The organism is Nocardia sp. Tas62D01, from assembly GCF_055232035.1.
Genome location: NZ_JBUYUZ010000001.1, coordinates 4,607,158 through 4,619,854, shown reverse-complemented (window position 1 = coordinate 4,619,854; position 12,697 = coordinate 4,607,158). Strand labels below are relative to the sequence as shown.

The window sequence follows — 12,697 nt, the reverse complement described above, 5'->3', positions numbered from 1 at the left end:
GGTCAGATACCGCGCCGCAGCACCGTCCGCACAATCGCCTCCACCTCATCAGGCAGCCGCTCACCACCCCGGCCACCCGACGAACGGCGCGGCAGCAGATCCGACGCCACCCCCTCACCAGCCCGCCACCGTTTCACCAGCGCATACACCTGCCGCTGCGTCACCCCCAACTCTGCGGCAGCCTCATCGGCAGCGGCCACGCTCACCCGATCCAATCTCGCCAAACTGCCGATCACCTCCGCCCGCCGCACCGCCACCTGCCAGCGCGCCTCCTCCGCGGTCAACACACCCCGATCAGCCACCGACGAATCCCCGGCCATCCCAATCCCTCACTGAAGACGAGTACGAGCGAAAAGCACGCTACTGAACCGGAGTTCGAGACACGCCGATGATCGAAGTCCTCTTCAACCAGAACCGAACCCGCAGGTCAGTACTGAACGCGACTTCGAACAATCACAATTCGTTCCGACCGGGCCGGTGTTCAACAACCGATCATTTCTCGACACCCGCCTCCGTGATGCGGTCCCTTCGACATCGACCGACGGCGCTTCGCTCTGAACTGGCCATACCCCGGCGCCACACCCTCATCCCGCACAGACGCTCATGAAACCACCAGAGCCGCAACAACGCTCAGCAATCACCCGGAATCGGTCAATCCGACCCACCCGGGTCGGCTTAGCGCGACTTTTCGCGTCACTGGACCCCACGTGCCGACACACCCACGCCAACAACATGATCCGACCAACTGGTTGAGGGTGCCGCACAGCGGCACCCTCAACCAGAACTACCGTTTAGACACGGCCTAGTTGCAGTGCGACGGCGGCGACTTGTAGCCATTGCCCGCATTGCTGGGGTTGCTCGGGAAGTAAGTGGTACCACCCCATTCGATGCAGATCCCGGGCGCGTGTACCCGGACCGGACCGGCGTAGGTGGTGTAGTTCCCGGAATCTATCGGCCCCTGCCAGTTTCCGTTGATGAACGTCATGACCTCGGCGTCCATGTTGACCGCGGTCCCGGGCGTATTCCGCCAGGTGACAACGCAATCGGTGCTGCCGTCGTACAGCAGGTGCACGACGGCGCCGTAGATGTCGTGATGATCGATCTCGTTATAACCGGCCCCGCACACCGAGGCGGGGGTCGCGGCACCGGCCGGGCCAGCACCGGCCACGATCCCTCCCACGACGACGCCCAGCGTCATGCCTATCGCTACTGTCTTCCCCGATACCCGCATGGTTGAGGCGCTCCGTTCCGTCGAGTCTTCCGAACCATGCAGGATCATGCCTGACAGCGGCAGCCCGCGCCGCAATGCTCTTCCCACGGCCGGTAACGGGACTGTCAAGTTTCCGGTGTAACTGATTGATTGCTCGGTTACTTTCGTGCGGCGGACAGGCGTCCGTCGAAGGTGATCTCGAAGGCGTTGAGGGCGTCTTTCCAACGGTTGGACCAGCGTTTGCGGCCTTTGCCGGTGGGGTCGAGACTCATGACCGCGAGATAGACGCATTTGAGACATCCCAGGGCTTAGCTTGTCAAGCTGCGGCTTGTTGATCTTGGGTGTGGTGTGTCCAGGCGGTGGTCTCGTTGTAGAGGGTTCCGGATTTGAGGCAGCCGTGGAGGATGCCCACGAGCCGGTTGGCGACCTGACGCAGGGCGGCACGGTGGGCTAGGCCGCGGGCGCGTTGCTTGTCGTAGTAGGCGCGGGCTCCCGGCGATACGTTGAGCGCACTGAATGCTTGGGCCATCAGCGCGTCGACGAGCCGGTCCTGGTGCACGAACCGGGCCGCGACGACCTTCATTTTCCCCGAGGCGCGGGTGATGGGGCTGGTCGCGGCATAGTTCTTGCGGGCCTTGGCGCTGGCGTAGCGGGTGGGGTCGTCCCCGAACTCGGCGAGCACCCGGGCGCCGAGGATCTTGCCCAGTCCTGGCTGGGACAAGATGATCTCAGCGGCCGGGTGCCGGCCAAAATGGGCCTCGACCTCCCCTTGCAGGACTTTCACCTGCTCGTCGAGGGTGGCCAGGACCGCGACCGCGGCGCGGGTCCCTGCCGCGTAGGCCGCCGCGATGACCTGGTTGCGGCCCAGCTGCTCGCTGCGCAGGATTGCCTGGATACGGGCGGCTCTAGCGTCGAGGTCGCCGCGGCGGCCGGCCCGCTTCAGCGCGGCCCGGATCTGGTTGAGCGACAACCGCGCCGCGGCGGCCGGGTCGGGTGCCTTGCCGAGCAGCTCCAGGGCGTCGGGAGCGTCGAGGTCGTCGAACGCTTCCAAAGCGGCGGGGAAGTACTCCCGCAACGCGTACCGTAACCGCTGCGTGTGGCGGGTGCGTTCCCAGATCAACGTTTTATGTGCTCGCGCAACAACTTTCACCGCTTCTGCGGCGGGACTGTCCCCGGCGACCGGACGCAACTGGTGCGCGTCGGTACGGACCATGTCGGCAAGGGTATGCGCGTCGGCGGCATCGCTCTTCGCACCCGAAACGCTGCGGCGTTCCCGGAACCGGGCCGCCTGCAACGGGTTCACCGCGTACACCGTGTAGCCGGCCGCGATCAACGCCGCGACCCACGGGCCACGATCGGTTTCGATCCCGATCCGTACCCGCGCGGCATCGGCGTCGTCGCCGAGGTGTTCACCGATCATGGCGTGCAGCCGGGTGATCCCGGCGATCCCTTCCGGTAATCGAGCCTTGGCCAGCCGTTTCCCGGCCTCATCCATCAGCTCGACATCGTGGTGGTCCTCGGCCCAGTCATCACCGACCAGCAGCACAGCTGTTCCCTCTTCATCGTTGTCGGACACCAAATCCGGCAGCGTGCGGGAGAACGTCGGCGACCTAATGAATCGGTGCTCACGCCGTCATGCGGCAGGCACGACATCCCATCAGCGATCCATTTCTCCCGGCCGACCGGCAGGGGCACGATCTCAAAGCAGGACTCGAAGTCCGGGGCCAATCAGTGCTCACCTACCAGCCGCTACCAGTAGCGAGTCTGCCCGATCGACCGACCCGCTACATCTCATTAGGGCGGCCTGCTGGTTCGGGAAGTGGCCGCGGGCGTTGACGGCGCGGCGGATGCGGGCGTTGATGGACTCGATGGCGTTGGTGGTGCAGATCAGGGTGCGGATTGCCTTGTCGAACTGCAGGAACGGCACGAACTCCGCCCATGCGTTGGTCCACAACCGGATGATCGCGGGATACCGTTTCTCCCACTTCTCGCTGAACTCGGCGAACCGGTCGAGCGCGTCGGACTCCGACGCCGCGGTGTAGACGGGTTTGAGGTCTTTCGCGATCGCGGACCAGTCCTTGCGAGAAGCGTAGTGAAAGCTGTTGCGCAGCAAGTGAACTACACAGGTTTGCACGATCGTTTGCGGCCACACCGCGCTGATCGCGTCGGGCAGGCCCTTGAGTCCGTCGCACACCATGATCAGGCAGTCGGCGACGCCGCGGGTCTTGATCTCGGTCAGCACCCGCAGCCAGTACTTCGCGCCCTCCCCGTCGCCGTGCTCCCCGGCCCACAGCCCCAGCACCTCTCGGGTGCCTTCGCGGGTCACCGCCAACGCGACATAGATCGGCCGGTTGGCGACCTGGCCGTCGCGGATCTTCACATTGACCGCGTCGATGAAGATCACCGGATACACCGAGTCCAAAGGCCGGTTCTCCCCACTCGCCCATACCCTCGATCACGCGGTCGGTGATCGTGGAAATCGTCTGCTTGGAGACATCGGCGCCGTATACCTCGGCCAGGTGCGCGGAGATCTCACCGTGGGTCAATCCCTTGGCCGACAACGACATCACCATGTCATCGACCCCCGACAGGCGGCGCTGGCGTTTCGCTACGAGCTTCGGGGCGAAGCTGCCTCCGCGGTCGCGGGGCACACTGATCTCGACCGGGCCGGTGTCGGTCAGCACCGTCTTGGCTCGCTTGCCGTTGCGGGAGTTCTCCCCGTCACGGCCGGCCGGGTCGTGCTTGCCGTAGCCGAGGTGGTCATCGAGTTCGCCTTCCAGCGCGGACTCGATCACCGCCTTCGTCAGCTGCCCCAGCAGCCCGCCCTCACCGGTCAGCCGCAAACCGTCAGCGCGGGCGCGGTCCACCATCTGCCGGATCAGGTCACCCTCCGGCGGCGCCGCTCGGGTCGCGTCCAGCTCGGCTACCATCTCCTCATTAATCACATAAGTCACAGTGAGCTCCTTCTGTCTCAGGAGTTACACCGTTTACCGTACAGTCCCCTATGTCGTTGTCCCGCAAGCCGACCGGCTCGTCGGCGTCGCCATGCGTCACGAGACCGGCGGATCCGGTCGTGCGCAGATGTGCACCATCTGCCTGACCACTCACACCGGCTCCGGCGTATCGCTGATGACCGGCAAGGCCGGTGGTTCCGGGCGCCTGGGCAACTCGATCGGCACATATATGTGCACCGACTTGGCCTGCTCCCTCTACGCGCGCAACAAGAAACGACCCGCACTCGGCGCCCGCTACCGCGAGGACCTCACCACCGAACAGAAGACCCACCGAGTCAACACCAACATCAACGCCTTCCTCACCAGACTCTCCAGTTAGCCGCAGAATCACCCCCTTCCGGCCGCAATCGACCTCTTGCTCGGTTGAGCAAATGCTGATACTATTTTGCTCGTGCAAGCAAAAGTCAACTCGGGCAAGCAATCACAGGATCGGACGTTCACCGAGAACGCCCGGCGCGCGCAGATCGTGGACGCGGCCATCGAGGTCATCGCTGACCAGGGCTACGCCAGCGCCTCTTTCGCCAAGATCGCCAAACAGGCCGGGCTCTCCAGCACCGGCATGATCTCCTACCACTTCCAGGGCAAGGGCGATCTGATCCGCGAGGTCGTCACCCGCGTCATGGCGGTGTCGGCGGAGTTCGTCGTCGCCAAGCTCGACACCGAGGCCGGCTACCGGGGTCGCATGCTCGATTTCTTCGCTGCCAATCTGGCCCTCGTCGACGAATACCCCAAACACATGCAGGCCCTGTCGAATATCGCGGCCAACGCCGGAACCGACGACCCACACCTGTTCGGGCTGCTCGACCAATTGGGTTCGGTCTCCGCCGGTCAAGTCGACATCCTGCGAGCGGGCCAGCGCGACGGCGTATTCCGCGAGTTCGATCCGACGGTCATGGTGATGGCCATCCGCGCCGCCCTCGACGCCGCCATCGCCCATGCGGCCGTAGATCCCGGCTTCGACGCCGCGGCCACCGCCCGCGAACTCGCCGACCTGTTCGACCGCGCCACCAGGAAGGACGCATGACCATGGCTCAGCCCACCACCGCCCGGAACCTCCCCCTCGACCGCACCCCCACCCAGAAACGCGCCGCGCTACGCAGACACATTGCACGCCAAGTGATCGTGGAACTGATCCTGCCGATCGGCGCCTACTACGCACTACGCGCCGCGGGGGTCAACCCGTGGGCGGCACTTGTCGCCCCCGCCCTGCTCACCGCCCCTTTCCTCGCCTACGACGCCCTGCGCCACCGCCGAGTCGACGCCGTCGCCCTGTTCACCCTCACCATGATCGTGATCGGCACCGCCGTCTCAGTCATCACCGGCGACCCCCACACCCTGCTCGTGCGCGACAGCTGGCTCTTCGGCGCGATCGGCCTCTGGATCCTGGCGACCCTGCTCACCCAACACCCCGTGATGCGCAGCCTCGCCCGCACCATCGTCACCGTCAAAATCGGCGAAGCTGGCTACCGCGACTGGGATGCCCGCTGGGACAACGACTCCCGCTTCCGCCGCCACCTACGCGTCCTCACCGCCGTCTGGGGCGCGGGCTTCACCCTCGACGCCATCATCCGCGTCACCCTCGCCTATTCCCTTCCGCTGGATGCGATTCCACTCGCCACCACCCTGCAATGGCTGGCCGTCCTCGCGGTGCTCATCACCTTCCACACCATCTACGTCACCCGCAACGGACTGAAAGTCTGAACCGTCGCCGGGCCTTTCGCGGACTCTACTGGTAAGGGCCTGTATTCGAGTGGTCGGTATTCCATCCGATCACCCTGGCCAGATACGGGACAGTGGCCGCCCTGCCTAGGACGCGAGACGAGAAGGCCCGGCAGGAAGCCGAAGCAGAAGCCGAGCGTGCACGAACAGCAGACCCGTGGGGCAGCGCGCCGGTGCCCGGCCGCAACGACGAACCGCCTTTCTAGCCGATAGCCGTCGATTCGGTTCACTTATCGGCGGTCAGAAATCGCCTATGTGTTCGAGTGATTTCAGCTCGAAATCGGGCCCGATCCAGCCCGCTGCGAACCGTGAGTCAGGGCTCTTTGAATGGCCTCGGCTTCAGCTGGTCAGCCCAGCCACTGCACCAGCAGCAGGTGCACTTCACGTTGGGCCTCGGCCACGAGGTAGACGACTTGGCCGGCGGAGTCGGGGCCGAACAGCAGGTAGCGGACGGCACCGTCGGGGTTGGCTGCGTGTTGCGGATGCCCGGCCCATGGCTGAACCTCCAGCAAGGTCAGCACTTCGGTATAGGCCGCCAAGGATTCGACCGGAAGTGCCGCGACCTGATCGAACGTCTCCGGATCCGGGATGATTCGGTACAACCTCAGCTGGCCTGCCGTCGCGCGATCAGCGCCCGCATATCCTCGATCGAGCCCGCCTCAGGGTTGGTCCCGGCCCGTTGGATCTGCTCGGCCTTGGCCTGCAACCGGAAGTAAGCTCCCGGCTCCCGCGCCTCGGAGACGGCGATGTGCCGCCACTTGGCGAGCAGTTCGAGGATGCCGGAGAGTTCTTTGCTGCTCTTGGCTCGATCCAGCACGAGCTCCCACTCGCGATCGAACTCGGCGAGCAACGTCGCAGTCAGTGCCACGCGGATCGCTGCCGGTTCCGCCGCGGGGACACCCGTCGCGGGTTCGGGTAGCGGTGCGGGAGAGGCCATACCTCACCATATCCGGCGACACTGACGATGTCGCCGACACAACTGGGTGCACCTCCGAGGTGCTATTCGACGACGAATGCCCGGGCGGATAGCCCCTGCGCTCAAGCCTCGTCGGCCGGGCGTGTACCCAGGACATGCGACAGCCCTGGCGGATTCCGCCCGCCAGGGCTGTCGCTCGTTATCGGTGCTACCGGGCTATGGGGTGATGTCCTCGATGCGGGCGGTGGCGTCGGCGAAGAACCGCATCGCACCGGAGGCAGTGACCTTCTGCCGCCAGCCGCCCATCCGGGCATAGCCGCCTGCGTTGAGCACCTCATCGAGCGCGTCCAGGGTCACCGGGACACCAGGACTGGTCGCCACCGACTCCCACCAGCCGTCCACGCTGCGCCCTGTCACGCTGCCGTCGGCGGCGTCGTAGAAGACCTCACAGCAATAGATGTCGGCGACCGCGGCATCGGATTCGAGACGCGCAATCACGTACAGGTCCACAACCTCGGTCACCGCCCGACCTCCGGCGAGTGCAGCTGACGACGCCCCGGCAGTGGCCCGCGTCTGGGACTGAGCACGGGCTTGGGCCTGAACGTGAGCCTCCTGGGCGGCAGCCCGGTCGGTCCGGGGTCCGCTGGCTCGCCCGGAGTTGGATGCGCGGCCGGCGGCTGCTGCCTGACGTTGGGCGATGGAGTCATTACGGGCGGCGACGACCTGATCGAACTTGATCTTCCACGCCTGCTCGCGCTGCACAGCGGTCTTGCCCAGCCCTCCGGCCTGGCGGGCGCGGTCGTCGACCAGTTCCCGGATCTCGTTCCGCGCTTGTTCGCCGATGCCCGCCTGGACGAGCGCCTGGCCCAACCGACCGCGCTTGTCCGCGTAGGACTTCCGCTCGTACTCGACACCCGCCCCACGGGCGCCGCAGGCCACGATGTAGAGCGAATCCCCGATCGAGGACACCGCAGACTTGAGGCGGTCGGCCTCGCGGTAACCGATCTCGACACCGGTGGCCTCGATGCGCTGGGTGATCGCCTCACGGGTCGCGGCCGAAAGCCGGGAGGCAGGCTTGCCGACACGGTTGACGTCGGCGTCGGACTTGCTGCGCTCGTCAGCGAACAGCAGCTCCGGAAGGTGCTTGTGATCGGGGATGCGCCCGGCGTCCACATCATCGAGCACGGCCATCAACTGGGCGCGTTCCATCGCGGCCAATCCCTTGCCGCCGAGGATCGTCGCGCGCAGCTGCTCACGTTGCTCGGCCATGCGGGTGATCCGCCCGTTGACGTCGTCGGTGACGGTCATCGTCCCGCCGGAGCTGACGACCGCGCCGAGCCGACCCCGGTCCTCGGCCTCGATATTGCCGTCACCGAGATAATCGGCATCGCCGCGCAGCTCGCTGGATTCGGCGGCGTAGTCGATGATCGCTTCGCTGAGCTCGTAGCGGTCGATGTGGTCGGGCCACAGCTTGAAATCGACCTCACGTCCTGCGGCGATCTCGCTTCCGGCCTGGCGGACCTTCTGCTGATCGGCAGCAGTCATCACCGCGATCTCCTCGCCCACGACCTTGGCGGCCTTCGGATTGCCCGCGAACAACTCCAGCAGGCGCGGCACCCGCCCGCGTGCCTCCTCGCCCGGGTCGACGACGGGGGGCTGTCGAGCAGATCAACCTCGGTGGTGTTCCCGCGTAGGTAGTAGTCGGCGACGAATTCGACACGGGCCCGGTCGGTCTCGGTCAGCTTCGCCGCCGTCAGGTCGATGCCCAGACGCTCGCGGCGCTCCGCCTCACCGCGCAGGTGCGCACGCGGGTCGACTGGGGAGATCCCGATTCCGCGCCATGCTGAAAGCGCCTCGTGGACCGCGCTTTTGGCGGTGGCGGGCAGCGGCATGGCGGACACGATGTCGATCACGGCGGACTCGCGGTCCCACAGCCGCCATGCTTCCGCATGGTTCTGAGCGTCGACCGCGTCGAACTGCGGGTCGAGGCTGACGGCGAACTCCTCGGTGTCGATGAGCACGCCCCACTGTTGTTTTTCGCGCGATTACTACCGGGACCCCTACCTGCCACGCTTGATCAGTCTGATCGCTGCGAGCGGATTGCGGCTGGGCGAGACGCTCGCGCTGGACCGCGCCGACGTCGATCTGGACGATGCGATGCTCACCGTGGTCGGCAAGAACCAGCAAACGCGGTTGATCCCGCTGCACTCCACCACCGCGCAGATGCTGGGCCGTTACGCCGCACGCCGTGACCTGCTCTGCCCGGCAACCGGTTCGGCCAGCTTCTTCCTCACCACCAACGGGCACCGACCGCAGCCCAGCAGCCTGCAGCAGACCTTCGCCAAACTCCTTGTCCTGGCCGAGATCCAGACACTTCCGGGACGGCGACGTCCCAGAATTCACGATTATGCCGACCTGCGTGTTGTGCCGATCTCTGCTGAAAGGTGTTGTCGGGTGGCGTGATCGCCGCATCGAGGTCGGCATAACGGTCAGAGGCTTTCGAGGAAGGCGAGCAGTCCGTCGGGTGGTTGGTAGCGGCCTTGTTTGGTGGTGAGCGGTTTGACGCGGTCTATGGCTTGCTGTTTGTGGGTCATGTCGGCGTGGAGGTAGGCGTTGGTGGTGGCGACCTGTTGGTGTCCGAGCCAGAGGGCGATGACGGTGATGTCGTTGCCTGCCAGTAGTAGTCGCATGGCCGCGGTATGGCGCAGGGTGTGCATTGTGACGTGTTTTTCGTGCAGGGACGGACAGTCCGCGGCGGCGAGGGTGAGGTGGTGGGCGAGTCGGTGCTCGATGGCGTCGCGGCTGAGCCGCCCGCCGGTGATGGTGGGGAACAGAGGATCGGTCGGGTTGGCGGGCCTTTCTGCGAGCCATGCTTTGAGCACGGCTTTCGTGCTCCGCGTCAGGGGTGTTCGTCGTTCTTTTCTGCCTTTGCCGATGGTGTGGACGTGGGAGCCGGTGGTGAGGGTGATGTCGGCGCGGGTGAGTGCGGTGACTTCGGAAATCCGCTCATCCGGTCTGGATGGTGAGGGTGAACATGGCGTGGTCGCGTCGACCGGTCCAGGTCTGTTGGTCGCAAGCGGCCAGCAGCGCGTCGACCTCGGTGTCGGTGAGGTAGGACAGCAGGCGACGCTCGCCGCGTTTGGGTGGTATCGCCAGCACGCGTGCGATGGTCGCGGCGTGTTCGCCGGTGGCGCAGCGCGAGGTAGCCGAACAGGGAGTGGATCGCGGCGAGCCGGTTGTTGCGGGTGGTGGTCCGGTTGTGCCGCTGGTGTTCGAGGTGATGCAGGAAGTCGGCGATCAGGGGCGCGTCGAGGTCGGCGATGTCCAGCTCGCTGGGCTTTTTGCCGGTCTGCTGGGCGGCGAAGCCGAGCAGCAGACCGAAGGTGAGCTTGTAGGCGGCGATGGTGTTGGGGCCGGCGGCGCGTTGGCGGATGAGCCGTTCGGTGAACCATGCCTGCAGTGCAGGCGCGAGGGCGCTCATCGGGCTGCACCCGACGATGTGTCCAACCGGTCCGCGGCCAGCGCCATGAGCTGCGGTGACGCCTCGAGATACCAGTAGGTGTCGGCCGGGGCGATGTGCCCGAGGTAGGTCGACAAGACAGCGATGCGTTCGTCGACGGCTGCCCCGGACCGCTGCCAGCCGAGCAGTGTCCGCATGGCAAAGCTATGCCTGAGATCATGTATGCGCGGGTGGATTTCGGTGGTGGCGATGCCGGCCGAGGTCGTGATCGTCCGGAATGTTTTGCCGACACTGCTGTGGTCGAGGGCGGTGCCGGCGGTGGAGACGAAGAACGTGTCCGCCTGCGGTGCCGGACACAGGTTGTCGCGTTGGGTGGCGTAGTCGCGCAACGCGACAATCGTGCTGGGGTGCAGCGGCACCAGACGCGTGCGGTCGAGTTTGGCGTGCCGGATCGTGATGACGCCGGCGTCGAGGTCGACGTCATTACGGCGCATCGCGACGGCCTCACCGATGCGCATGCCCGTGGCAGCAAGCAGCCCGAACAAGGTTGCGTGGGTGGCAGCACGCAACGGCGCAGCGAGCGCTCGCGCCCCCGTGATCAGCCGAGCGATCTCTTCGGGTGACCACAGATAGGGGGCCGGTCGGTGCCGGTGGGCAGGGAACACCCCCGGTGGGGGTATCTCGGTGGCGGGGTCGAGGGTGACCAGCCAGGCACAGAACCGGCGAGCCACCCCCAACCGCTTGGCCCACTGGTTAGGGCCCGCGTCGGTGGATTGCTGTGCCCAGGCGATGACCGAATCGCTGGTCACCGTCCGGGTGTCGGACCGATCCAGCCAGTCCGCGAGCTGGGTCAGCCATCGGCCTTCGCGTTCGAGCTTGAACCCCAACGCCCGACGCAACCGCAGATAGTCCTGAACACGGGCATGCAATGTGCTCATCGCCGCACCTGCTCCGGCCACGGGGCGGCCAACTGCCGCAACTGCTCAACGTCCACGCGGGCGTAGATCGCCGTGGTTTGCAGACTTTGGTGCCGCAGGACCTGCGCGATCTGCGTCAACGGGACCTGCGCGGCGACCATCTCGCACGCCGCGGTGTGACGCAATCGATGCGCGCCGACCTCGGCTAGTCCCGCGCGGCGGCACGCGCGGCGCACCGTCGAGGAGACCGTGCCGGCCGCGATCGGGGCATACGGTGCCCTGGCACGCAGGAACACTTCCCTGCGATCGGTAGGTGGACGGCCCCGCCGCAGGTAGCCGGCGATCGCCTCACCCACCTCCCACGGCAGCGGCAGCCGATCGACCCGACCACCCTTCCCGCGCACCACAATCTCCTCTGCCCGCCAATCGATGTCCTCGAGCGCCAGGCCCGCCAACTCGGCGCGGCGCAGACCCAACCGAAGCAGCGTGACGATCATCGCGTAATCACCCCGCCCCACCGCGGTGCGACGATCACAACAGCGCAGCAACGCTTTCGCGTTGTCCCTCCCGATCCCCCGAGGCAGCGGTGAGCTGCGCCGTCGTCGTAGCGGCAAGCACGGCCTTCGACAGGTCGGTCTCCATCAAGCCGGTGGTGAAACAGAACCGCAGAAACGACCCCAAGCCCCGCCACGAAGTACTGGGTCGCGCTCACCGACACCGCCGCGGACTCGCGCAACACCGCCACGGTCACCTCGGCGGCCCGCACCCCGGCCAGGTCCGCTCCGCCGGGCAACCCACCCACGAACCGACGCGCGTGGCCGCAGTACCCCCGGATCGTGCCCGCCGCCAAGCCCCGCTCGGCAACCAGATAACCCTCGAACGCGGCGATCAGCGCATCCACCGGCGACATCGCCGCCTGCTGCCCAACGGCGGTCACACCCAGTTCCCGCAGCACATCCAACACGCACAACAGACCCGGACGCGACCACTGCGCACGGTGCCGCCCACCGTCGCGCTGAGCGGCGAGGAAATCCTCGACGAGCTCAACGTTCAACTCGGCCACCCCGAACCCGTTGTCCCTGAGCCAGCCGCTCAACCGCGCCAGCTGACGCAATTGGGGCACCACCGTCAGCGGCGTATAGCTGCGTCGTCTCAGCTCCCGCTCATACGCACCCGCGAACGGGGCCAACGGACCCGCGATCGAAACCCTGCTCACCCTGCTTCTCGCCCTGGCCATGACCGTCTCCTCTCTCGATAAACCGGAAGAAGACGATCCTCACGCCAACATCGTTATGCCGACCTCGATGCGGCGATCACGCCACCCGACAACACCTTTCAGCGGAGATCGGCACAACACGCAGGTCGGCATAATCGTGCTTATGCCGACGTCGGCATAACCACGACCTCCGCCACGCTTTCGCGGTCAACACGCTCATCGGCTGGTATCGGTCCGGCGCCGAC

The 12,697-nt window shown here is 66.2% G+C and carries 16 protein-coding genes and 2 pseudogenes; 4 read left to right on the top strand and 14 right to left on the bottom strand.

Translation table 11 applies throughout. From position 1 onward, the window contains the following. Positions 1–2: 2 nt before the first annotated feature. The 5 genes and pseudogenes from ACV7NQ_RS21900 to ACV7NQ_RS21880 form a co-directional block, all read right to left on the bottom strand. On the bottom strand, positions 3–302 hold the full coding sequence (locus ACV7NQ_RS21900; protein WP_463361369.1) for a helix-turn-helix domain-containing protein: 300 nt from the start codon (positions 300–302) through the stop codon (positions 3–5). A 500-nt stretch (positions 303–802) separates the two neighbouring features. Next, entirely contained in the window at positions 803–1,231 is a 429-nt protein-coding gene (locus ACV7NQ_RS21895; protein WP_463361368.1) for a hypothetical protein, read from the bottom strand. Between the two features lie 137 nt (positions 1,232–1,368). Next, positions 1,369–1,506: pseudogene (locus ACV7NQ_RS21890) on the bottom strand (IS256 family transposase); the annotation flags it as partial. A 20-nt stretch (positions 1,507–1,526) separates the two neighbouring features. Then, complete coding sequence (locus tag ACV7NQ_RS21885) at positions 1,527–2,756, bottom strand: IS110 family RNA-guided transposase (RefSeq protein ID WP_463365766.1); 1,230 nt, start codon at positions 2,754–2,756, stop codon at positions 1,527–1,529. Positions 2,757–3,005: 249 nt separating this feature from the next. After that, positions 3,006–4,080: pseudogene (locus ACV7NQ_RS21880) on the bottom strand (IS256 family transposase); the annotation flags it as partial. Between the two features lie 85 nt (positions 4,081–4,165). Here ACV7NQ_RS21880 and ACV7NQ_RS21875 point away from each other — a divergent pair. The 3 genes from ACV7NQ_RS21875 to ACV7NQ_RS21865 all read left to right on the top strand — a co-directional run bounded on the left by ACV7NQ_RS21875 (position 4,166) and on the right by ACV7NQ_RS21865 (position 5,925). Beyond that, the gene (locus ACV7NQ_RS21875; RefSeq protein WP_463361367.1) at positions 4,166–4,543 is read left to right on the top strand and encodes an FBP domain-containing protein; all 378 of its coding nucleotides are present in this window, start codon (positions 4,166–4,168) and stop codon (positions 4,541–4,543) included. Between the two features lie 72 nt (positions 4,544–4,615). Beyond that, positions 4,616–5,248 (top strand): TetR/AcrR family transcriptional regulator, encoded by a 633-nt coding sequence (locus tag ACV7NQ_RS21870; RefSeq protein WP_463365765.1) that lies wholly within the window; start codon positions 4,616–4,618, stop codon positions 5,246–5,248. Then, positions 5,245–5,925, top strand: a complete 681-nt coding sequence (locus ACV7NQ_RS21865; protein WP_463361366.1) for a VC0807 family protein — start codon at positions 5,245–5,247, stop codon at positions 5,923–5,925. The genes ACV7NQ_RS21870 and ACV7NQ_RS21865 overlap by 4 nt, the downstream gene beginning before the upstream one ends. 365 nt (positions 5,926–6,290) lie before the next feature. Here the strand turns inward: ACV7NQ_RS21865 and ACV7NQ_RS21860 are convergent, their stop codons facing one another. From ACV7NQ_RS21860 to ACV7NQ_RS21845, 4 genes are all read right to left on the bottom strand, one after another. Then, on the bottom strand, positions 6,291–6,545 hold the full coding sequence (locus tag ACV7NQ_RS21860) for a hypothetical protein (protein WP_463361365.1): 255 nt from the start codon (positions 6,543–6,545) through the stop codon (positions 6,291–6,293). A gap of 2 nt (positions 6,546–6,547) precedes the next feature. Further along, the gene (locus tag ACV7NQ_RS21855) at positions 6,548–6,880 is read right to left on the bottom strand and encodes a DUF6247 family protein (protein WP_463361364.1); all 333 of its coding nucleotides are present in this window, start codon (positions 6,878–6,880) and stop codon (positions 6,548–6,550) included. Between the two features lie 195 nt (positions 6,881–7,075). Next, positions 7,076–8,476 carry a hypothetical protein gene (locus ACV7NQ_RS21850; RefSeq protein WP_463361363.1) on the bottom strand — a complete coding sequence of 467 codons (1,401 nt, stop codon included), beginning with the start codon at positions 8,474–8,476 and terminating at the stop codon, positions 7,076–7,078. After that, positions 8,404–8,880: a hypothetical protein gene (locus tag ACV7NQ_RS21845; RefSeq protein WP_463361362.1), complete on the bottom strand. Its 477-nt coding sequence runs from the start codon at positions 8,878–8,880 to the stop codon at positions 8,404–8,406. Before ACV7NQ_RS21845 ends, ACV7NQ_RS21850 begins: the two co-directional genes overlap by 73 nt. Between ACV7NQ_RS21845 and ACV7NQ_RS21840 the strand changes: the two genes are divergently transcribed. Then, complete coding sequence (locus tag ACV7NQ_RS21840; RefSeq protein WP_463361361.1) at positions 8,873–9,322, top strand: tyrosine-type recombinase/integrase; 450 nt, start codon at positions 8,873–8,875, stop codon at positions 9,320–9,322. The genes ACV7NQ_RS21845 and ACV7NQ_RS21840 overlap by 8 nt on opposite strands. A 26-nt stretch (positions 9,323–9,348) precedes the next feature. Here ACV7NQ_RS21840 and ACV7NQ_RS21835 read toward each other — a convergent pair whose 3' ends face one another. From ACV7NQ_RS21835 to ACV7NQ_RS21815, 5 genes are read right to left on the bottom strand one after another with little or no spacing between them, the layout of a single operon-like run. Next, positions 9,349–9,828, bottom strand: coding sequence for a tyrosine-type recombinase/integrase (locus tag ACV7NQ_RS21835; RefSeq protein WP_463365764.1), 480 nt, complete (start codon positions 9,826–9,828; stop codon positions 9,349–9,351). Beyond that, positions 9,759–10,340, bottom strand: a complete 582-nt coding sequence (locus ACV7NQ_RS21830; RefSeq protein ID WP_463361360.1) for a site-specific integrase — start codon at positions 10,338–10,340, stop codon at positions 9,759–9,761. Before ACV7NQ_RS21830 ends, ACV7NQ_RS21835 begins: the two co-directional genes overlap by 70 nt. Beyond that, entirely contained in the window at positions 10,337–11,257 is a 921-nt protein-coding gene (locus ACV7NQ_RS21825) for a tyrosine-type recombinase/integrase (RefSeq protein ID WP_463361359.1), read from the bottom strand. The genes ACV7NQ_RS21830 and ACV7NQ_RS21825 overlap by 4 nt, the downstream gene beginning before the upstream one ends. Further along, a complete protein-coding gene (locus tag ACV7NQ_RS21820) occupies positions 11,254–11,754 on the bottom strand; it encodes a tyrosine-type recombinase/integrase (protein WP_463361358.1) in 501 nt (166 codons plus the stop codon). Before ACV7NQ_RS21820 ends, ACV7NQ_RS21825 begins: the two co-directional genes overlap by 4 nt. Beyond that, the gene (locus ACV7NQ_RS21815; protein ID WP_463361357.1) at positions 11,730–12,452 is read right to left on the bottom strand and encodes a hypothetical protein; all 723 of its coding nucleotides are present in this window, start codon (positions 12,450–12,452) and stop codon (positions 11,730–11,732) included. The genes ACV7NQ_RS21820 and ACV7NQ_RS21815 overlap by 25 nt, the downstream gene beginning before the upstream one ends. Positions 12,453–12,697: the final 245 nt, after the last annotated feature.

What these genes read in the sequence shown, in the direction of transcription:
- ACV7NQ_RS21830 (WP_463361360.1), bottom strand. Translation starts at nt 10,340, where the DNA reads ATGAGCGCCCTCGCGCCTGCACTGCAGGCATGGTTCACCGAACGGCTC.
- ACV7NQ_RS21825 (WP_463361359.1), bottom strand. Translation starts at nt 11,257, where the DNA reads ATGAGCACATTGCATGCCCGTGTTCAGGACTATCTGCGGTTGCGTCGG.
- ACV7NQ_RS21840 (WP_463361361.1), top strand. Translation starts at nt 8,873, where the DNA reads ATGAGCACGCCCCACTGTTGTTTTTCGCGCGATTACTACCGGGACCCC.
- ACV7NQ_RS21855 (WP_463361364.1), bottom strand. Translation starts at nt 6,880, where the DNA reads ATGGCCTCTCCCGCACCGCTACCCGAACCCGCGACGGGTGTCCCCGCG.
- ACV7NQ_RS21895 (WP_463361368.1), bottom strand. Translation starts at nt 1,231, where the DNA reads ATGCGGGTATCGGGGAAGACAGTAGCGATAGGCATGACGCTGGGCGTC.
- ACV7NQ_RS21865 (WP_463361366.1), top strand. Translation starts at nt 5,245, where the DNA reads ATGACCATGGCTCAGCCCACCACCGCCCGGAACCTCCCCCTCGACCGC.